Raw genomic sequence first — 19,125 nt, 5'->3', positions numbered from 1 at the left:
AGAAAAAGGCCGGCGGCGGTCAGCTCATCTGACCGCCACCAGCCGTCATGCTATAACGCTTTCATGCGGAACACTGATTACTTGAGTTCCACGGAAGCGCCAGCTTCTTCCAGCTTCTTCTTGGCTTCTTCGCCATCTTCCTTGGACATGCCTTCTTTCAGGGTTGCCGGAGCACCGTCGACGGCGCCCTTGGCTTCCTTGAGACCAAGGCCGGTGATTTCGCGAACCACCTTGATGACGTTGACCTTCTTGTCGCCAGCGGCTGTCAGAACCAGGTCGAACTCGGTCTGTTCTTCAACGGCTTCAGCTTCGCCGCCGCCACCGGGACCTGCGACAACAGCAGCAGCAGCGCTGACGCCAAACTTCTCTTCCATCGACTCGATAAGGTCGACAACTTCCATGACAGACATTTCAGCAACAGCGTTGATGATGTCTTCTTTGCTCAGTGCCATGATTGCATTCCTGTACTTTGCGGGGCAAATGACTGCCCGATGAAATTTGCCTGAATGATACGCCGATCAGGCTGCTTCTTCTTCGCCCTGCTTCTGATCGCGCAGCGCTGCGAGCGTGCGTACCAGTTTGCCGGCGGAAGCTTCCTTCATGACGGACATCAGCTTGGCGATAGCTTCGTCGTAGGTCGGCAGGCTTGCCAGACGATCGATATCACTCGCCTCGATCAGCTCACCCTCGTAGGCCAGCGCCTTGACTTCAAACTTGGGCTGTTCGCGAGCGAAATCCCTGAGCAGACGCGCGCCGGCGCCTGGATGCTCAAGAGAAAACGCCAGCAGAGACGGACCAACAAAAGTCTCGTTCAGGCACTCCCATGAAGTGCCCTGCAGGGCGCGACGGGCCAGCGTGTTACGCACAACGCGCAGCTGGACACCGTTATCTCGGGCCTTTTTACGCAGCGCCGTCATGGCGCCCACGTCAACACCGCGAGAGTCGGCTACGACAACGGAGAGCGCCTGTCCGGCAGTTTCGCTGACCTCAGCGACAATTGCCTTCTTGTCTTCAAGACCCAGGGGCATATTTTCACTCCTCGTGCCGGCCATCCGGGAGGATGACCATCGTGGTTACCATCTACTGATGACATACAGCAGAGTGGATGATGGCGTGTTGCCGGCTGGCAACAGGCGCCATCTGCGCAGGCCATTCACACAAGGCAAACGATTAAGCCGCCCCGACGGAGCGACACCTGCGGTCTTTGACGGCGCCCCGTTCCACCACGGGCACGGGGACCGCAAAGCAATCGGTAAAATCGATCAGTTCATGTAGGAATGATCGACGGTCACACCGGGACCCATGGTCGTGGACAGGGAAATCTTTTTGAGATAGACCCCTTTGGAAGTACTGGGCTTGAGCTTTTTCAGATCGTTGACCAGTGCTTCCAGATTGCCACGCAGGGCTTCGGGCGTGAAATCAACCTTGCCAATACCAGCATGGATAATGCCGTTTTTGTCGGTACGGAAACGTACCTGACCGGCCTTGGCATTCTTGACGGCAGTCGCCACGTCAGGAGTTACCGTACCCACCTTGGGGTTGGGCATCAGGCCGCGCGGGCCCAGAATCTGACCCAGCTGACCGACAACGCGCATGGCGTCCGGTGCTGCGATGACAACGTCAAAATCGAGGTTGCCCTTTTTGACTTCGGCGGCCAGATCATCCATGCCAACGATTTCAGCACCGGCTTCGCGCGCTGCATCAGCCGCGGCGCCCTGAGCGAAAACCGCGACACGGACGTCACGACCAGTGCCGTTGGGCAATACGGTAGCACCACGTACCACCTGATCCGATTTACGCGGATCGACACCCAGGTTGACAGCAACTTCTACACTTTCCTTGAATTTCACAGAGGAAATCTCGGACAGCAGTGCAGTGGCTTCATCAACACTGTAAACACGCGAGGCATCAACACGATCGCGAATCAGCTTCATGCGTCTGGAAAGCTTGGCCATGATCAGAGACCCTCCACGTTCAGGCCCATGCTGCGTGCAGTACCAGCAATGGTGCGCAAGGCAGCTTCAAGGTCGGCAGCCGTCAGATCAGGCTCCTTCGTGCGGGCAATCTCTTCGATCTGCTCACGCGTCACCGTACCAACCTTGTTCTTGTTCGGCTCACCGGAACCGGACTTGATGCCTGCAGCCTTTTTGAGCAGCACGGGCGCCGGCGGCGTCTTGGTGATGAACGTAAAGCTGCGGTCGGAATAAACCGTGATAACCACGGGCGTCGGCAGACCGACTTCCATATCCTGGGTTTCTGCGTTGAACGCCTTGCAGAATTCCATGATATTGACGCCGTGCTGACCGAGTGCCGGACCTACCGGCGGACTGGGGTTGGCCTTACCAGCTGCAACCTGCAGCTTGATATAAGCCTGTACTTTCTTGGCCATGATGGACTCCGATTGGGTAATAGCGCCTTGCGGCTCCCCCGACTATCGATGCAGCGATACTGCACCACCAGCACCCTTCGAACTTAAAGCTTCTCGACCTGCGAGAACTCAAGTTCGACGGGAGTAGAGCGCCCGAAAATCAGAACACTGACCTGCAGACGACTCTTCTCGTAATTGACTTCTTCAACCACGCCATTGAAATCTGCAAAGGGACCATCAGCAACACGGACGGTCTCACCAGCGTCAAACATGGTCTTGGGACGCGGTTTTTCAGTACCATCCTGCACGCGACGCAAAATGGCTTCTGCTTCATTGGGCGTAATGGGAGCGGGCTTTTCGGGCGTCCCGCCGATAAATCCCATTACCCTGGGCGTTTCATTAACCAGATGCCAACTACGGTCATCCATCGCCATTTCAACAAGCACGTAACCGGGATAAAACTTGCGCTCGCTCTTGCGGCGCTTCCCATCGCGCATTTCAACGACTTCTTCCGTAGGCACCAGTATTTCGCCGAAATGGTCTTCCATTTCGTAAAGCTTCACGCGCTCAGTCAGTGAACGCATGACCTGCTTTTCAAAACCAGAATAGGCGTGGACAACGTACCAGCGCTTAGTCATGCAAGCTCCTAACCAATGAGAGTCGACACCAGCCAACCGAAGAACATATCAATCAGCCAGAGCAACAGGCCCACGATGACAACTGCGCCCAGCACGATAGCGGTCGTTTGAAAGGTTTCCTGGCGGGTCGGCCAGACAACACGCTGAATTTCCTTCTTGGCGTTTCTGGCAAGCGAGGTCAGCTCACGGCCTCGTCCGGTGGTCAGCGCAATGCCCAGTGCGGCAACAACCAGCACAACAACGCCGACCACGCGATAAATCATCGGCTGATCGGCAAAATAGACATTACCTGCTACCGCAACAGCAACAAGCACCACGGCAGCAGCCCACTTGAGCGCATCAAAACGGGTATCCTGCACTTCGGCGGTCTGTTTCATGGGGAAGAAAACTCCTCAGGAGTGCGGCAATCGATTTACACACAAAAGCTGCCAATCTGAGGAAGACTGGCAGGCCAGGAGGGACTCGAACCCCCAACCTGCGGTTTTGGAGACCGCTGCTCTGCCAATTGAGCCACTGGCCTGTAACATCGTCGTCGTGATCACCTTTGCGAGCGGCGTGCACGATATCAAAAAGCCCGATGCAAGACAACCAACACATCGAACTAAAAAGGGCGACCCTTTTGGCTCGCCCTGAATGGAGCTCATGGACGGAATTGAACCGTCGACCTCACCCTTACCAAGGGTGTGCTCTACCCCTGAGCTACATGAGCATAACTCTTTACAACAACTGGAGCGGGCAGCGGGAATCGAACCCGCATCATCAGCTTGGAAGGCTGAGGTTCTACCATTAAACTATGCCCGCTTGCCCAATCTTTCAGCCACCATGTGACTGAAAAAAATCTTGGTGGAGGGAGGAGGATTCGAACCTCCGAAGCTCGCGCGGCAGATTTACAGTCTGCTCCCTTTGGCCACTCGGGAATCCCTCCAACTTGGCGGCAAATTATACCGACCTTTAAAGGCCTGTCAAGCCCTGCCCCTTTCTGCATGCATATCGCACTTTTTGCCGTTATGCGCTGCTTTCTGGAACGCGGCGCATTCTGTCAGAGCAATTGCGCAAACGCAAGTGCCTTGCGCATATCCGTTAAATTCGCTGGTTCAATCACCCGGGGCATACCTGCCAGCACACCCTTTTCTTCGGCAGATGTCACTGGAAAGAGCGCCTCAAGACCTGCATAAACCATGTCCGCCCAATGGGCATGCGGTATACGAAGACCGCGAGATACAAGTCCCGCATCGCCTCCGGTAATCAACAATGGCAGCGCCATGCCGTGGTGGTCGCAGACTTCCATGTAAAGACGGCTGATGGCACTGGTAGCCGACACGAACACACCGTGGTTGACCGCATCTACAGTATTGGTCCCAGGTGATAACGCATGCAGTACGTCCTGCTCCAGATCGATTGCCACCTTGCGGGTACCGAGTTTGAGGCTCTCCTTCATGAGTCTGAGCCCCGGAATAATATAGCCCCCAATGTGCCGCCCTCCGGGCAGTACGGCATCCATGGTAATGGCACTACCGCAGTCCACAGTGCAGCACCCACCAGTCAGCTGATACCCCGAGATCACCCCAAGCCAGCGATCCACTCCCAGTCGCTCGGGTGACTCATAGCCATTGTGAATACCAAGTGCCTCGGCCGTGGAGTGTGCAATGTGAATGGCATCAACGCGACGCTTCAAGAGCCTGACGGTGTCTTCCAGCACGTCCTGACGCGCTACATTCGATATCCGAATAACGTCGACAGTGTCCAGATCAGGAATATCGGCCCCCGAACGCCATTCGTTGCGCGTCCACATGGCACCCCGAGCGCGGATATCACTAGTCTTTTTATCCTTTAGTCGCCACTTCGACAAGGTGTTGCCAATATCCAGGTCAAGAATCATGAGCGACCACGCAGACTGACTTCGCCACCTGTAAAACGCCTGCATTTACCGTCAATACTGACCACAAGGTTGCCGGTATCATCAACACCCTGTGCAACACCATCATGAACTGTACTGCCCTGATGGATCCGGACTGCCTTGTTTCGATGGACGTGGTAGCCGTTCCAGCGGTCACGCCAGGCAGAAAACCCCGTTTTTTCAAAACACGCCAGCATCTGCATATGTTCCTCGATCATCGCGCTGACCAGCCCATTGCGCGACAATCCGGTTGTCAGATCAGCGAGTGCCGCAACCGGCTGTTCGATACCGGCCTTCCCCTTGTCGGAAAGCCGAATATTGACGCCAACACCGATCACCACCTGGCAGGGTCCGACGGCATCCCCACGAACCTCGACCAATATGCCTCCCAGCTTGAGAGTGCCTGAAGGCGTTGACACCAGCAGGTCATTGGGCCATTTCAGCTGAACATCCACGCCGTGTGCCGACAATAGATCTGCCATGACCACACCGACTGCCAGACTCAAACCTTCCAGCGCCCCTACCCCGCTTTCAAACTGCCAGCCAACGGAGAAGTGAATATTGCCGCCCCATTCACTATAGAAGGAACGCCCACGACGCCCCCTGCCGGCACTTTGCCACTCCGCCAGACAGACTTCACCATGTCCGGCACCCTGCGCAAAGCGCTCCAGCAGATAGGTGTTGGTGGAATTCACCGCATCTTCCACAAAAAGATGTTTGAGGTGCTGACGTGCACAGCGTGACAGGCCTGCCACGATGTCGGCACCACGAAACGGCTCGGGCGGGTCGAGAAGGCGATAGCCACACCCTCTGGTGGTTTCGACAGAAAGCCCTAGTCCTTCAAGCTTTCGCAGCTGTTTCCACACCGCGGTCCGCGACACCCCTACTTCCCTTCCCAGCGCCTCCCCTGAATGGAAGGCACCGTCGCTCATCAGTCTAATCAGATCGCTGACACTCATGGAATTGCATTCATGGCCTGGAACCCTTGTATCCACCTGCATCGCGACGAGCCATGCTCCTGCCTCCCGGCGCAATACGCGAAAAACAAAAAGGGTACCCCTTTGGGTACCCTTTGTAATCTCCAAACAGTGCATTTGGTGTCAGTGATAACCCTCGCCGGCACGCACCTTGCCTCGAAAAACGTAATAACTGTAGGCCGTATAGGCGAGCACAATGGGAACCAGTACCACATAGCCGACGATCAAAAATGTCTGACTGGCCCGGGCCGAAGAAGCATCCCACAGCGTAATGTCAGGGGGGATGATCAATGGAAAGAAGCTGATCACAAGACCCGAGAGCCCGAGGAAAAACAGTCCCAGAATCTTGAAGAACAGGCGACGTTCATGGGCGTGAGTAACGTCATTCCAGATACTCCAGGAAAACAGCGCGACCAGAATCGGTACCGGAGCAAACCAGGCGATATTGGGAAAGGTAAACCAGCGTTCGGCAATACGCCCATTTGATAGTGGCGTCCAGACACTGATCACGATCATGGCAGCCACCAGCAACAGCGTCAGAGGACGAGCCAGCTGATAAAACCGCTGTTGGAGGTCACCTTCCGTTTTCATGATCAGCCAGCCGGCACCCAAAAGCGCATAGCCTGCCATCAGTGCCAGTCCGGTAAACAGCGCAAACGGTGAGAACCAGTCAAAGGCGCCGCCCTGGTAAGCGCGCTCCGAGACGGCCAGACCGTTGATAATGCCACCCAGTACAACGCCCTGACTAAAGGTGGCAACCATGGCGCCGCCACTGAAGGCAAGATCAAACCATTTGCGTGAGCGGTTGGACTTGAAACGAAACTCGAAGGCGATGCCGCGAAAGATCAATGCCAGCAGCATCAGAATCAACGGTAGATACATTGCTGGCAGAATGACCGCATACGCCAGAGGGAAGGCGCCATAGAGCCCGGCGCCCCCCAGGATCATCCATGTCTGATTGCCGTCCCATACCGGCGCCACGGTATTCATCATGACATCGCGCTTTTCATCGCCCCGGATGAAAGGAAACAGGATGCCCACCCCAAGACTAAAGCCGTCCATCATGACGTACATGGCGACTGCAAAACCAATCAGCAGATACCAGATGACCGGTAGATCAATTGTCATGCTCATGGCTCCCAATCAATTTTGCTCTTCAAAGCTGCTTTCGGCCGCCGACATGGGCCGCTTGGGCTGACGCTCATGACCAGGCCCCCCGGCGGGCACCATGTTCATCGGTTCGGAGCGGATCAGTTTCAGCATGTAGTAGATTCCGATGCCGAAAATAATGGCATAGACCACCATAAAACCAATCAGCGTTGTCACCATGCTTGCCAGACTGTGCGATGAGACAGCATCCTCGGTTCGCAGCATGCCGTAGACCACCCACGGCTGACGCCCGGCTTCTGTCGTGATCCAGCCGGCCAGAAGCGCAATGAAACCGACCGGCGTCGTGAACAGGGCAATGCGCTGAAACCAGCGAGCCTCGTAAAGCTTCCCCTTCCAGCGTAGAAACAGCCCTACAACACCCATGCCCAGCATCAGCATGCCCAGCCCCACCATAATCCTGAAGCTCCAGAAGACCAGCGGCACATTGGGCCATTCATCACGCGGCCAGTCCTTGAGCCCCTGAATCTGGCCATCAAGGGTATGCGTCAAAATCAGGCTGCTGGCATAGGGCACTTTCAGCTCAAGGCGATTGACCCCTTCGTCCATATTCGGCAGGGCGAAAAGCACCAGTGGCATGCCCTTCTGTCCGGGTTCGTTCTCCCAGTGCCCCTCCATGGCCGCCACCTTGGCAGGCTGGTGCTCCAGCGTGTTGAGGCCGTGCATGTCGCCGGCGATAATTTGTACCGGCAGCGCGACAAGGATGGCCCACATTGCCATGGAAAACATTTTGCGGGCGGCCAGATCACGGCGATTGCGCAGAAGGTGATAGGCCCCTACCCCACCGACGACGAATCCAACCGAGATGAAAGCTGCCAGCCCCATGTGAACAATGCGATAGGGGAACGACGGATTGAACATGATCTCGAGCCAGTTGGCCGGCTCAAACCGCCCATCGATGACCTCATAGCCGGCAGGTGTTTGCATCCAGCTGTTGGACATCAAAATCCAGGTCATCGAAATCAGGGTGCCCACGGCAACGAGACAGGTTGCCGTAAAGTGCAACCGCTTGCTGACCCGGCCTTCGCCGAACAGCATGATGCCCAAAAAGCCGGCCTCCATGAAAAAGGCCGTGAGCACCTCATAGGTGAGCAGCACTCCGGTGATATCCCCTGCCCTTTCGGCAAAACCGCTCCAGTTGGTGCCGAATTCATAGGCCATTACCACACCAGAGACAACGCCCAGCCCGAAAACGACAGCAAAGATACGCACCCAGAAACGATAGAGATTATGGTAAATTTCATTGCCCGTTTTTAACCACAGCCCTTCCAGCACCATCAGATAGCTGGCAAGTCCGATCGAAAAAGCGGGAAAAAGAATATGAAAGGAAACAGTAAAGGCGAACTGGAAGCGCGCCAGGTCTAAAGCATCAAACCCCAGCATTGGCTTGGCTCTCCTGCCTTGGGTTCTGGACAGTCACGGAATCTATGAAGTTAGAGCATTCACGCAACAAAGTGAAACCCTCGGGACATCATGTCGCATGATGGCGTGCCTGCATCGCAGGAAAGCAAACGGTCGAGAAAACGAAAGAAGCAATGCTGATCGACGACAGCGTCGATACAGCATTGAATTGATTAGACGTGCTGGGGGGCTGTCAGAGCAAACTGCGCCGTTTCAGATCGTGATACCGGTTTTTGATAGTCGATTGCCATGACGGCACTCAAAACGGTGACTACCAGTATCGATATACCAAAAAGCTGGCGAGCCCAGCGGCCGTCATCTTCCTGCCGATAACGGGTAACGGCGATATAGAGCCAGTAAAGCGTTATGGCAGTCATGACCACCAGATAGATGTAGCCGGTATACCCCGTCAACGTCAGCATCATTGCAGCGATGCCGAATGCGACGATATAGCCAACGGTCTGGCGCTTGGCAGAGGCCACGCCTTTTGCAACCGAGAGCACGGGTATGGAAGCAGCCCGGTAATCTTCCAGCCGGAAAATGGCGATCGCATAGGAATGCGGCATCTGCCAGAGACTGAAAATCAGCAGTACCAGCACCGCCCCCAGATCAAACTGGTTGCTGACGGCACAGTAGCCGATGACTGGCGGAGCAGCACCTGACAGACTACCGATCAACGTGCCATGAACCGAGTGCCGCTTTAGCCAGAGGCTATAGGCACCCACGTAAATGGCAAAGCCGAACAGGGCCACCCCTGCAGCCAGCGGATTGGCAACCAGCAGTAAAAGTAAAAAGCCTGCTACACCCAGCAGGCCGGCCATGATCAGCGCAGAGCGAACATCGATCGTGCCTTCGACAAGCGCACGCTTTTGCGTGCGCGCCATGTACTCGTCAATGTCACGATCAATGACATTGTTGAACACACAACCGGAAGCAACGACCAGCGACACCCCAATAGCGGTGGCGAAAAACAACGCCAGGTCGATGCTTCCTTTCGAGGCCAGAAAGAATCCCCCTGTTACCGAGATCAGATTGCCGAAGACAATGCCCGGCTTCGTTAGCAGGAGATATCTTTTAAGCATCGGGACAGACTTCTTACATCCCCACCATCAAATTATGGTTGAGATGGAACATGATCCACACCGATCCCACTACAACGATGCCCACGATCAAAATCGTGAACCATAGCGAGATCATGTTCCAGCGTGGCCCTGATCCTTCATCAAGGTGAAGGAAATACACTACCTGCACCACGATCTGTACGACCGCCATGATCATGATGATCGCCAGGGTGGTCATGGCCGATAACGCACCGGTCATGACAAGCCCGAAGGGAATGACCGTCAGGATGATGGAGAGTATCAGGCCCGTGGTATAGGACTTGATACTGCCATGATCGTGGCTTTCCTTTGATTGATGCTGATTGGACATTAAATGACCCCCATCAGATAGACGATGGTGAATACGCAGATCCAGATGATATGCAGGAAGTGCCAGAACAGGCTCAGACACATCAGCCTTGACCGATTCATGTCAGTCAGGCCCTTGGTTGCAATCTGGATCAACAAAATGATGGCCCAGATAACACCAGAGGTGACGTGCAGACCGTGCGTACCGACCAGCGTAAAGAAGGACGACAGGAAAGCGCTGCGCTGCGGCCCGGCACCTTCAGAGATGAAGTGATGGAACTCGTAGACCTCAAGAGCAACAAACACTGCACCCAGTACCAGTGTCAGAGCCAGCCAGAGCATGGTGCCCTGCTTGTTCCCCTTGTTCATGGCAAGCGTTGCCAGCCCGATCATGAAGCTACTGGCCAACAGTACGAAGGTTTCTACCAGAACAAAGGGCAGCTCAAACAGTTCGTGCGAAGTAGGGCCACCGGCATAGTTCGTGCCCAATACTGCGTAGGTTGCAAAGATCGATGCAAACAGTACGCAGTCACTCATGATATAGATCCAGAAACCAAATACCTTGGTCGCTACCGGATCATGATGCTCATGGTCATGGTGCTCATGCCCGTGGGCATGAGCGTCCTGATTGGTCATTGATTGAGTCGACATGTGTTACGCCTGATTTGACAATTTTTGATAACGCTGACTTTCGATGCGCTCGACTTCAGCCGCAGGAACGTAATAGTCAATATCGTCATTGAAGGTACGCAGCACCATGGTGACGAAGATACCTACTGCCGAAACGATCGCCAGCCACCAGATATGCCAGATCAGAGCAAAGCCGAAAACAGAAGCAATGATACCGATGAAGAATCCGGCCGAGGTGTTTTTCGGCATGTGGATATCCTGATATTCGGCAGGCTTTTGCTCACTGATACCCTTTTCCTTCATGTGCCAGAAGGCATCACGCTCTTCAACAACGGGCGTATGCGCGAAGTTGTAGAAAGGTGCCGGTGAAGGAATGGACCATTCCAGCGTACGACCGCCCCACGGGTCGCCAGTCTCGTCAATATTCTTGTGACGATTCTTGATGCTGACCACCACCTGCAGAAGCTGACAGGCAATACCGCAGGCGATGATGAGGGCGCCAATGGCAGCCACGATCAGCGGGAAATGCCAGTCCGGGTTGTCGTAGCTGTTCAGACGACGGGTCATGCCCATGAATCCGAGAGCGTACAGCGGCATGAAAGCCACAAAGAATCCCACGATCCAGCACCAGGCAGACGCCTTGCCAAGCCTTTCATCAAGCTTGAATCCAAACACCTTCGGGAACCAGTAGGTGAAACCTGCCAGATAACCGAACACGACACCGCCGATAATGACGTTATGGAAGTGGGCGATCAAAAACAGGCTGTTGTGCAGTACATAGTCAGCACCCGGTACAGCCAGCAGTACCCCGGTCATGCCGCCGATGGTAAAGGTAATGAGAAAGCCCAGCGTCCAGGCCATCGGCACGGTGAACTGCACCCGACCTTCGTACATGGTGAACAGCCAGTTGAAGATTTTGACCCCGGTCGGGATCGCAATGATCATCGTGGCGATACCAAAGAAGGAGTTTACGTTGGCGCCGGCGCCCATGGTGAAGAAGTGGTGCAGCCAGACAATGAACGACAGCACGGTGATGGCAATCGTGGCGTAAACCATGGAGGTATAGCCAAACAGACGCTTCTTGCAGTAGGTCGCCACAACCTCGGCAAAGATACCAAAGGCAGGCAGTACCAGAATATAAACCTCGGGATGTCCCCAAGCCCAGATGAGGTTGACATACATCATCTGGTTGCCACCCATGTCATTGGTAAAGAAATGGGTACCAAGGTAACGATCAAGCGTCAGCAGTGCGATGGTGACCGTCAGGATGGGGAAAGCCGTAATGATCAGCACATTGGTGCACAGTGCCGTCCAGGTGAACATCGGCATCTTCATCAGAGTCATGCCCGGGGCACGCATCTTCAGAATGGTGACGAAGAAGTTCACACCGGTCAGCAGCGTACCGATACCTGATATCTGTAGACTCCATATCCAGTAATCCACGCCGACGCCCGGACTGTACTGAATATCGGATAGCGGCGGATAGGCCAGCCAGCCCGTTGCTGCAAACTCGCCAACACCCAGCGACACGTTGACCAGAATGACGCCGGCCATCGTCAGCCAGAAGCTCAACGAGTTAAGAAACGGGAAGGCAACATCGCGAGCGCCGATTTGCAGCGGCACGACAATGTTCATCAGACCCACCATGAACGGCATGGCCATAAAGAAGATCATGATCACGCCATGCGCGGTAAAGATCTGGTCATAGTGTTCGGGTGGCAGATAACCTTCTGCCCCGCCTGAAGCAATGGCCTGTTGCGAGCGCATCATGATGGCGTCGGAAAAGCCGCGTATCAGCATGACAATCGCGACGATGATATACATCACGCCAAGGCGCTTGTGGTCAACGGAAGTAATCCACTCCTTCCAGAGATATCCCCACTTCTTGAAATAGGTAATAGCGGCAGCTATCGCCAACCCCATCAGCGCCGCCACGCCCAGAACCACCATAACAATGGGTTCATGGTAGGGGACGGCTTCAATACTAAGTTTGCCGAACATGTTTACTCCTCAGCCCCATGATGCGAGCTATCGCCCGACGTGATGTAACTGTTGACAATATCGGTGTAAAGGCCAGGAGTAACGGTAGAGAAGTACTCGACCGGATTGTCTCGGCTGGGCTTGGCCAGCTCATTGAAACTATCCTGCTGCAGGGCTTCCGAAGATTGTCGAACGTCGTCGACCCACTGCTGGAACCCTTCATCCGATGTTGCCAGTGCCTTGAAATGCATACCGCTAAAGCCATGGCCGCTGTAGTTGGCTGACATGCCCGGGTAAGTCCCTTCTTCCGAGGCCAGCAAATGAACGGTATTTTCCATTCCTGCCATGGCATAGATCTGACTGCCAAGCTGCGGAATGAAAAACGAGTTCATGACGCTGTTGGAAGTCACACGAAACTCGACCGGCGTATCGACCGGGAATGCCAGCTCATTGACCGAGGCGATGCCCTGCTCGGGATAAATGAACAGCCATTTCCAGTCCATTGCCATGACCTGAATGACGATGGGCTCCCTGTCGGACTCAGGCACGCGATGCGGATCAAGGGCATGCGTACTGCGCCATGTCAAAATGCTCAGGATGAGAATGATGGCAAGCGGTATTGCCCAGACGACCACTTCAATCTTGTTGGAGTGAGACCAGTTGGGCGAGTACTTGGCATTCTTGATGTAGTTGTAACGCCATGCAAACAGAAGCGTCATGACAATGACGGGGATTACCACGATCATCATCAGAAAAAACGACGTCATGATCAGGTATTTCTGTTCAGCGCCGATCGGCCCCTTGGGATCGAGAAGACTAGATCCCGTACAACCACTGAGCACGAATGCGACAGTAGCAAGCAGTGACACCCTTTTAAGAATGTCTGGATAGTTCCATTTTCTCATCTCACGCTCTCTTGAACGGCCAGCTTGAACACTTCGCTTTTGCCCGGCCAGAGGGGCCGGAAATGCGTGACAGGTACCTGCTCGCTTCCGGTCACGGTCTGACAGCAACGCTCACGGATGGCATCTACCGCGCCAGACAGCCTGACGTTGCAGGAGTGTCTGATGGTTTTATCGTTGGAAGTGACTGTCCTGGACGGATGCTTCCCGCCTGTGACTGCTCCCAGCAGAAAGGTGACGTGTAAAGTCATCTACTGACTGAAAGCGGCAGGCATGACAGCCCTGAATGGCGCTATACGCTGCCACTGCTATTGTTCAGTTTTTCGCCTGTTGACTTCAAGTGCTGTGACAAAAGCTTATTTAGACCTTGGCATTAGAAAGCAGGCATCCAAAAGGTCTTTATGTAAGTGAGCACTTCGCAATCAGAGCCGATACTGCGGATTCGTTTGACAGTCGACAGCTGAAAGTGTCAGGCAAAAAGCCTTGAACCCGTGCGACAAAACACCGCGGCATGATACATGGAACCTTCTACCAATTCCATTCGTCACAGAGGGAGCCTCTGTCATCGTTGCTGTGTAATACGCCAGCCCTCAGTATTTCACCTGCAACCCTTCAGGTCACATACAAATTCCCTGCACCCCTGCCGGACCGTTAAAATGATGCGCTGCCTCAAGGTCTTCGGAGAATCATGAAACACATTTCATTGAATGCGGGTGAATACCGTGCAGTTGCGGGCCTTGGCATGCTGTATGCCTTTCGCATGCTGGGGCTTTTCATGGTACTGCCCGTGCTCGCTCTTTATGCCCGGGAACTGGAAGGATCGACCCCCTTTCTTATCGGTATTGCACTTGGCGGCTACGGGCTGGCACAGGCCATTTTTCAAATCCCCTTTGGCGCACTTTCGGACCGTCTGGGGCGCAAGCAGATTATTGCTCTTGGGCTGCTGCTCTTTTTTGCCGGTAGCGTCATGGCAGCACTGTCCACTTCCATTTATGGGGTCATTGCCGGACGTTGTCTGCAGGGCAGCGGCGCCATTGCCGGCGCGCTCATGGCACTACTGGCAGACAAGACGAGAGAGGAAACCAGAACGACGGCCATGGCAGCCATTGGCATGAGTATTGGCCTGGCTTTCGGCCTGGCAATGGCGCTGGGGCCGTTTCTGGCGGAGGTTTTTGGCCTGTCAGGCGTGTTCTGGAGCACCGCGCTGCTGGCGCTTGTCGGCCTTCTTATCCTATGGCGGCTGGTCCCTTCAGCACCAGCTAGACAGCATCGTGATGTTGGCGTGGACCCAGGCCAGTTAAGAAAGATGCTGTTTCAGAGCGAGCTTCTACGCCTGAACTTTTCGATTTTCGCCCTTCATGCCATTTTGACAGGCTGTTTTATTGCCCTGCCTCTCAGGCTCGAAAATCTTGGCATCGACGCCCAGTACCATGGCTGGGTATATCTGCCCGTCATGGCGGCCGGCTTTTTTGCCATGGTGCCGCTGATCATTGCAGCGGAAAAATATCGCCACATGAAAATCGTATTCATGGGTGCTGTAGCCGCGATGACACTGGCACTTTTTGCTCTTGGCGAAGCGGGACAGACAAGATGGTTATTGATTGTGTTGTTGCTGATCTTTTTCACCGGCTTCAACCTTATGGAGGCCATGCTGCCTTCAATGATCAGCAAGCTCTCTCCTGCCGGCGCGAAAGGAACGGCCATGGGCGTGTACTCTACCAGTCAGTTTCTGGGAGCCAGCGTTGGAGGCGGTTTTGGCGGTGCAATTGCCGGTCATTTCGGGATCGATGCTGTCTTCTTGTTTGCTGCGGCACTCGGTGCCTTGTGGTTTCTTGCCATTTTAAACATGAAGGTGCCCAAACATCTTTCCAGTGAAGTTGTTTCCCTCAAGGGCAGAAATATTACGGACAGCAACGAATGCAGCAGGCAGCTTAAAAGCATTGCAGGTATTGAAGATGTGCTGGTTGTCGAAGAGGAAGGCGTGGCTTATTTGAAGGTTGACCGCGACGTTATTGATCGCGATGCGCTGACGCATTGGCTGCAGGTATCACCGTAGTTCGAGCCTACCTCCGGGCTATAGCTTGTTATAAAAAGGCATCCTGATGGATGCCTTTTTATTGTTCATGATTCCGCCCTGTCACGTACCGATGGTGTCAGTTGCTTATCACCATTGAGGCCCACCTGTATGAAGCATCGGCTAATTATTTCCAGGTAGCGCCTGGACCAGAAGCTAGAGAAGATCTTGTTTGGATGCTTTAGCGCCTGAAATGTACATGCATACGTCATCATGATAATACGTATCGGGTATTCTGGTTCGCCACTTTGCCGCGCCGGGGCTGGCCGACTGGCTGCGCATCTCGATCGGTACCGAGGCGGAGATGACGGCGCTGGCGACCGTGCCCTGAGGGGCCCTGTCCGGCGGTCACGTCAGTGACCGCCGGGCAGGCGCCACGCCGGCGCCGGCGAGCACCCATAAAAGAACCCCGATCCTGTTAAGGACCGGGGTTCGGAAGGGGTGCCTGACGATGACCTACTCTCACATGGGGAGACCCCACACTACCATCGGCGCGGAGCCGTTTCACTACCGAGTTCGGGAAGGGATCGGGTGGTGCCGGCACGCTATGGTCGTCAGGCAATTCTGCAGACCGGCTGCCCTTTGGGCAGCGGGTCAAAATCGGGATCATGCTGATCGATACATCAACGCATTCGTGTGATGCGAACCACTTGGGTGTTATATGGTCAAGCCTCACGGGCAATTAGTACGCGTCAGCTCAATGCATTGCTGCACTTACACACCGCGCCTATCGACCTCGTCGTCTTCGAGGGCCCTTCAGGGAGCTCGAGGCTCCAGGGAAGTTTCATCTTGAAGGGGGCTTCCCGCTTAGATGCCTTCAGCGGTTATCCCGTCCGCACATAGCTACCCGGCGGTGCCATTGGCATGACAACCGGTACACCAGCGGTGCGTCCACTCCGGTCCTCTCGTACTAGGAGCAGCACTTCTCAAACTTCCGACGCCCACGGCAGATAGGGACCGAACTGTCTCACGACGTTCTAAACCCAGCTCGCGTACCACTTTAAATGGCGAACAGCCATACCCTTGGGACCGACTTCAGCCCCAGGATGTGATGAGCCGACATCGAGGTGCCAAACACCGCCGTCGATATGAACTCTTGGGCGGTATCAGCCTGTTATCCCCGGAGTACCTTTTATCCGTTGAGCGATGGCCCTTCCATACAGAACCACCGGATCACTAGAACCTGCTTTCGCACCTGCTCGACATGTCCGTCTCGCAGTCAAGCACCCTTATGCTCTTGCACTCATTGCACGATTTCCAACCGTGCTGAGGGTACCTTAGTGCTCCTCCGTTACTCTTTGGGAGGAGACCGCCCCAGTCAAACTACCCACCACACACTGTCCTCACACCGGATCACGGTGCGGAGTTAGAACGCCGATGATACCAGGCTGGTATTTCAAGGTTGGCTCCACCCCGACTGGCGTCGGGGTTTCAAAGCCTCCCAGCTATCCTACACAAGTAACATCAGCGTCCAGTGTGAAGCTATAGTAAAGGTTCACGGGGTCTTTCCGTCTAGCCGCGGGTACACTGCATCTTCACAGCGATTTCAATTTCACTGAGTCTCGGGTGGAGACAGCGTGGCCATCATTACGCCATTCGTGCAGGTCGGAACTTACCCGACAAGGAATTTCGCTACCTTAGGACCGTTATAGTTACGGCCGCCGTTTACCGGGGCTTCGATCAAGAGCTTCGCCTTGCGGCTAACACCATCAATTAACCTTCCGGCACCGGGCAGGCGTCACACCCTATACGTCCGCTTACGCGTTGGCAGAGTGCTGTGTTTTTAATAAACAGTTGCAGCCACCTGGTCTCTTCGGCCGGTCAGAGCTCAAGGAGCAAGTCCCGTCACCCTGGCCGGCGCACCTTCTCCCGAAGTTACGGTGCCATTTTGCCTAGTTCCTTCACCCGAGTTCTCTCATACGCCTTGGTATTCTCTACCTGACCACCTGTGTCGGTTTGGGGTACGATCGCATGTTATCTGAAGCTTAGAGGCTTTTCCCGGAAGCGTGGCATCAGTGACTTCCAGACCGTGGTCTGTTCGTCTCGCGTCTCGGCTTGTAGAGGACCGGATTTGCCTGATCCTCAGGCCTACTCGCTTTCACCGGGGCAACCAGCGCCCGGCTCACCTAGCCTTCTTCGTCCCCCCATCGCAATAACATCCGGTACGGGAATATTGACCCGTTTCCCATCGACTACGCCTTTCGGCCTCGCCTTAGGGGTCGACTCACCCTGCTCCGATTGTCGTCGAACAGGAACCCTTGGTCTTCCGGCGGGGCGGGTTTTCACCGCCCTTGTCGTTACTCATGTCAGCATTCGCACTTGTGATACCTCCAGCAGACCTCACGATCCACCTTCGCAGGCTTACACAACGCTCCTCTACCGCGCATCCATAAGGATGCACCCGCAGCTTCGGTACCCGGTTTGAGCCCCGTTACATCTTCCGCGCAGGCCGACTCGACCAGTGAGCTATTACGCTTTCTTTAAAGGATGGCTGCTTCTAAGCCAACCTCCTGGCTGTCTGTGCCTTCCCACATCGTTTCCCACTTAACCGGGATTTTGGGACCTTGGCTGGCGGTCTGGGTTGTTTCCCTTTTCACAACGGACGTTAGCACCCGCTGTGTGTCTCCCACGCTGTACTCACCGGTATTCGGAGTTTGCCTCGGGTTGGTAAGCCGGGATGGCCCCCTAGCCGAAACAGTGCTCTACCCCCGGTGGTAATACGTGAGGCGCTACCTAAATAGCTTTCGAGGAGAACCAGCTATCTCCGAGCTTGATTAGCCTTTCACTCCGATCCACAGCTCATCTCAGCATTTTTCAACATACTTGAGTTCGGACCTCCAGTCAGTGTTACCTGACCTTCATCCTGGCCATGGATAGATCGCCCGGTTTCGGGTCTATTCCCAGCAACTAATTCGCCCATTTAAGACTCGGTTTCCCTGCGCCTCCCCTATTCGGTTAAGCTCGCTACTGAAAATAAGTCGCTGACCCATTATACAAAAGGTACGCAGTCACAGAACAAGTCTGCTCCCACTGCTTGTACGCACACGGTTTCAGGATCTATTTCACTCCCCTCGCCGGGGTTCTTTTCGCCTTTCCCTCACGGTACTGGTTCACTATCGGTCAGTCAGGAGTATTTAGCCTTGGAGGATGGTCCCCCCATGTTCAGTCAGGGTTTCACGTGCCCCGACCTACTCGATTTCACAATGCTCGGATTTCGGCTACGGGACTATCACCCGCTATGGTCAGACTTCCCAGACTGTTTGCCTATCGGTTGCACTGCTTAAGGGCTGGTCCCCGTTCGCTCGCCGCTACTGGGGGAATCTCAATTGATGTCTTTTCCTCGGGGTACTTAGATGTTTCAGTTCTCCCGGTTCGCCTTCATGAGTTATGTATTGGCTCATGAATACTTACCTGATGGTAAGTGGGTTTCCCCATTCGGAAATCGCCGGGTCGCAGGTCATTTGCCACCTCACCGACGCTTATCGCAGGCTGTCACGTCCTTCATCGCCTCTGACTGCCTAGGCATCCACCGTGTGCGCTTAATCGCTTGACCATATAACCCCAAGGGGTCCGGTTTCACGATCACACGACATTTGCTGGAATACGTACGACATTACGTATCACAGCAAACTTATACGTTGTCTGCCGGCCGGGTCACGACACCCTTCCGAAGAAGGGGTGT

At 54.7% G+C, this 19,125-nt stretch carries 16 protein-coding genes, 4 tRNA genes and 2 rRNA genes; 1 reads left to right on the top strand and 21 read right to left on the bottom strand.

Features of this window, described 5'->3' with window-relative positions:
* Positions 1-77: 77 nt before the first annotated feature.
* The 19 genes from rplL to cyoA form a co-directional block, all read right to left on the bottom strand.
* Positions 78-452: a 50S ribosomal protein L7/L12 gene (gene rplL, locus ACS92L_RS15375; RefSeq protein WP_438765978.1), complete on the bottom strand. Its 375-nt coding sequence runs from the start codon at positions 450-452 to the stop codon at positions 78-80.
* A gap of 66 nt (positions 453-518) precedes the next feature.
* Entirely contained in the window at positions 519-1,028 is a 510-nt protein-coding gene (gene rplJ / locus ACS92L_RS15370; RefSeq protein ID WP_438765977.1) for a 50S ribosomal protein L10, read from the bottom strand.
* Between the two features lie 234 nt (positions 1,029-1,262).
* Positions 1,263-1,955: a 50S ribosomal protein L1 gene (gene rplA / locus ACS92L_RS15365; RefSeq protein ID WP_438765976.1), complete on the bottom strand. Its 693-nt coding sequence runs from the start codon at positions 1,953-1,955 to the stop codon at positions 1,263-1,265.
* Between the two features lie 2 nt (positions 1,956-1,957).
* Entirely contained in the window at positions 1,958-2,389 is a 432-nt protein-coding gene (rplK, locus tag ACS92L_RS15360) for a 50S ribosomal protein L11 (protein ID WP_438765975.1), read from the bottom strand.
* Positions 2,390-2,472: 83 nt separating this feature from the next.
* Positions 2,473-3,006 carry a transcription termination/antitermination protein NusG gene (nusG, locus tag ACS92L_RS15355; RefSeq protein ID WP_438765974.1) on the bottom strand — a complete coding sequence of 178 codons (534 nt, stop codon included), beginning with the start codon at positions 3,004-3,006 and terminating at the stop codon, positions 2,473-2,475.
* A gap of 8 nt (positions 3,007-3,014) precedes the next feature.
* The gene (gene secE / locus ACS92L_RS15350) at positions 3,015-3,383 is read right to left on the bottom strand and encodes a preprotein translocase subunit SecE (protein WP_189517986.1); all 369 of its coding nucleotides are present in this window, start codon (positions 3,381-3,383) and stop codon (positions 3,015-3,017) included.
* A gap of 67 nt (positions 3,384-3,450) precedes the next feature.
* Positions 3,451-3,526 (bottom strand) — tRNA-Trp (locus tag ACS92L_RS15345).
* A 114-nt stretch (positions 3,527-3,640) separates the two neighbouring features.
* Positions 3,641-3,715: transfer RNA gene (locus tag ACS92L_RS15340), tRNA-Thr, on the bottom strand.
* Positions 3,716-3,733: 18 nt separating this feature from the next.
* Positions 3,734-3,807: transfer RNA gene (locus ACS92L_RS15335), tRNA-Gly, on the bottom strand.
* A 40-nt stretch (positions 3,808-3,847) separates the two neighbouring features.
* A tRNA-Tyr gene (locus ACS92L_RS15330) sits at positions 3,848-3,931 on the bottom strand.
* Positions 3,932-4,045: 114 nt separating this feature from the next.
* On the bottom strand, positions 4,046-4,885 hold the full coding sequence (locus ACS92L_RS15325; protein ID WP_438765973.1) for a type III pantothenate kinase: 840 nt from the start codon (positions 4,883-4,885) through the stop codon (positions 4,046-4,048).
* A complete protein-coding gene (locus ACS92L_RS15320; RefSeq protein WP_438765972.1) occupies positions 4,882-5,862 on the bottom strand; it encodes a biotin--[acetyl-CoA-carboxylase] ligase in 981 nt (326 codons plus the stop codon). The genes ACS92L_RS15325 and ACS92L_RS15320 overlap by 4 nt, the downstream gene beginning before the upstream one ends.
* 141 nt (positions 5,863-6,003) lie before the next feature.
* Positions 6,004-7,008, bottom strand: coding sequence for a cytochrome d ubiquinol oxidase subunit II (cydB, locus tag ACS92L_RS15315; RefSeq protein ID WP_438765971.1), 1,005 nt, complete (start codon positions 7,006-7,008; stop codon positions 6,004-6,006).
* Between the two features lie 15 nt (positions 7,009-7,023).
* Positions 7,024-8,430, bottom strand: coding sequence for a cytochrome ubiquinol oxidase subunit I (locus tag ACS92L_RS15310; RefSeq protein ID WP_438765970.1), 1,407 nt, complete (start codon positions 8,428-8,430; stop codon positions 7,024-7,026).
* A 191-nt stretch (positions 8,431-8,621) separates the two neighbouring features.
* The gene (cyoE, locus tag ACS92L_RS15305; RefSeq protein WP_438765969.1) at positions 8,622-9,530 is read right to left on the bottom strand and encodes a heme o synthase; all 909 of its coding nucleotides are present in this window, start codon (positions 9,528-9,530) and stop codon (positions 8,622-8,624) included.
* A gap of 13 nt (positions 9,531-9,543) precedes the next feature.
* Complete coding sequence (cyoD, locus tag ACS92L_RS15300) at positions 9,544-9,879, bottom strand: cytochrome o ubiquinol oxidase subunit IV (RefSeq protein WP_438765968.1); 336 nt, start codon at positions 9,877-9,879, stop codon at positions 9,544-9,546.
* Positions 9,879-10,508, bottom strand: a complete 630-nt coding sequence (gene cyoC, locus ACS92L_RS15295; RefSeq protein WP_438765967.1) for a cytochrome o ubiquinol oxidase subunit III — start codon at positions 10,506-10,508, stop codon at positions 9,879-9,881. Before cyoC ends, cyoD begins: the two co-directional genes overlap by 1 nt.
* 3 nt (positions 10,509-10,511) lie before the next feature.
* Positions 10,512-12,488 (bottom strand): cytochrome o ubiquinol oxidase subunit I, encoded by a 1,977-nt coding sequence (gene cyoB, locus ACS92L_RS15290; RefSeq protein ID WP_438765966.1) that lies wholly within the window; start codon positions 12,486-12,488, stop codon positions 10,512-10,514.
* A 2-nt stretch (positions 12,489-12,490) separates the two neighbouring features.
* Positions 12,491-13,372, bottom strand: a complete 882-nt coding sequence (gene cyoA / locus ACS92L_RS15285) for a ubiquinol oxidase subunit II (protein WP_438765965.1) — start codon at positions 13,370-13,372, stop codon at positions 12,491-12,493.
* A gap of 685 nt (positions 13,373-14,057) precedes the next feature.
* Between cyoA and ACS92L_RS15280 the strand changes: the two genes are divergently transcribed.
* Positions 14,058-15,425 (top strand): MFS transporter, encoded by a 1,368-nt coding sequence (locus ACS92L_RS15280; RefSeq protein WP_438765964.1) that lies wholly within the window; start codon positions 14,058-14,060, stop codon positions 15,423-15,425.
* A 461-nt stretch (positions 15,426-15,886) separates the two neighbouring features.
* On the opposite strand, the gene rrf is transcribed toward ACS92L_RS15280, so the two are convergent.
* Together rrf and ACS92L_RS15270 are read right to left on the bottom strand one after the other, a co-directional pair.
* Positions 15,887-16,002 (bottom strand): 5S ribosomal RNA (gene rrf, locus ACS92L_RS15275).
* Positions 16,003-16,104: 102 nt separating this feature from the next.
* Positions 16,105-18,996 (bottom strand): 23S ribosomal RNA (locus ACS92L_RS15270).
* Positions 18,997-19,125 lie beyond the last annotated feature (129 nt).

This window comes from Kushneria halocnemicola (assembly GCF_965650455.1).
In the GTDB taxonomy this organism is placed as follows: domain Bacteria; phylum Pseudomonadota; class Gammaproteobacteria; order Pseudomonadales; family Halomonadaceae; genus Kushneria.
The sequence above is the reverse complement of the archived record's forward strand: the minus strand, read 5'-3'. Positions and strand labels throughout refer to the sequence as shown.

Excerpts from the sequence above, each read along its gene's own strand:
- nusG (WP_438765974.1), bottom strand. The coding sequence starts at position 3,006 with ATGACTAAGCGCTGGTACGTTGTCCACGCCTATTCTGGTTTTGAAAAG.
- rplK (WP_438765975.1), bottom strand. The coding sequence starts at position 2,389 with ATGGCCAAGAAAGTACAGGCTTATATCAAGCTGCAGGTTGCAGCTGGT.
- cyoC (WP_438765967.1), bottom strand. The coding sequence starts at position 10,508 with ATGTCGACTCAATCAATGACCAATCAGGACGCTCATGCCCACGGGCAT.
- ACS92L_RS15310 (WP_438765970.1), bottom strand. The coding sequence starts at position 8,430 with ATGCTGGGGTTTGATGCTTTAGACCTGGCGCGCTTCCAGTTCGCCTTT.
- cyoA (WP_438765965.1), bottom strand. The coding sequence starts at position 13,372 with ATGAGAAAATGGAACTATCCAGACATTCTTAAAAGGGTGTCACTGCTT.
- rplA (WP_438765976.1), bottom strand. The coding sequence starts at position 1,955 with ATGGCCAAGCTTTCCAGACGCATGAAGCTGATTCGCGATCGTGTTGAT.
- ACS92L_RS15280 (WP_438765964.1), top strand. The coding sequence starts at position 14,058 with ATGAAACACATTTCATTGAATGCGGGTGAATACCGTGCAGTTGCGGGC.
- cyoE (WP_438765969.1), bottom strand. The coding sequence starts at position 9,530 with ATGCTTAAAAGATATCTCCTGCTAACGAAGCCGGGCATTGTCTTCGGC.
- rplJ (WP_438765977.1), bottom strand. The coding sequence starts at position 1,028 with ATGCCCCTGGGTCTTGAAGACAAGAAGGCAATTGTCGCTGAGGTCAGC.
- rplL (WP_438765978.1), bottom strand. The coding sequence starts at position 452 with ATGGCACTGAGCAAAGAAGACATCATCAACGCTGTTGCTGAAATGTCT.
- ACS92L_RS15325 (WP_438765973.1), bottom strand. The coding sequence starts at position 4,885 with ATGATTCTTGACCTGGATATTGGCAACACCTTGTCGAAGTGGCGACTA.
- cyoD (WP_438765968.1), bottom strand. The coding sequence starts at position 9,879 with ATGTCCAATCAGCATCAATCAAAGGAAAGCCACGATCATGGCAGTATC.
- cydB (WP_438765971.1), bottom strand. The coding sequence starts at position 7,008 with ATGACAATTGATCTACCGGTCATCTGGTATCTGCTGATTGGTTTTGCA.
- secE (WP_189517986.1), bottom strand. The coding sequence starts at position 3,383 with ATGAAACAGACCGCCGAAGTGCAGGATACCCGTTTTGATGCGCTCAAG.
- ACS92L_RS15320 (WP_438765972.1), bottom strand. The coding sequence starts at position 5,862 with ATGAGTGTCAGCGATCTGATTAGACTGATGAGCGACGGTGCCTTCCAT.
- cyoB (WP_438765966.1), bottom strand. The coding sequence starts at position 12,488 with ATGTTCGGCAAACTTAGTATTGAAGCCGTCCCCTACCATGAACCCATT.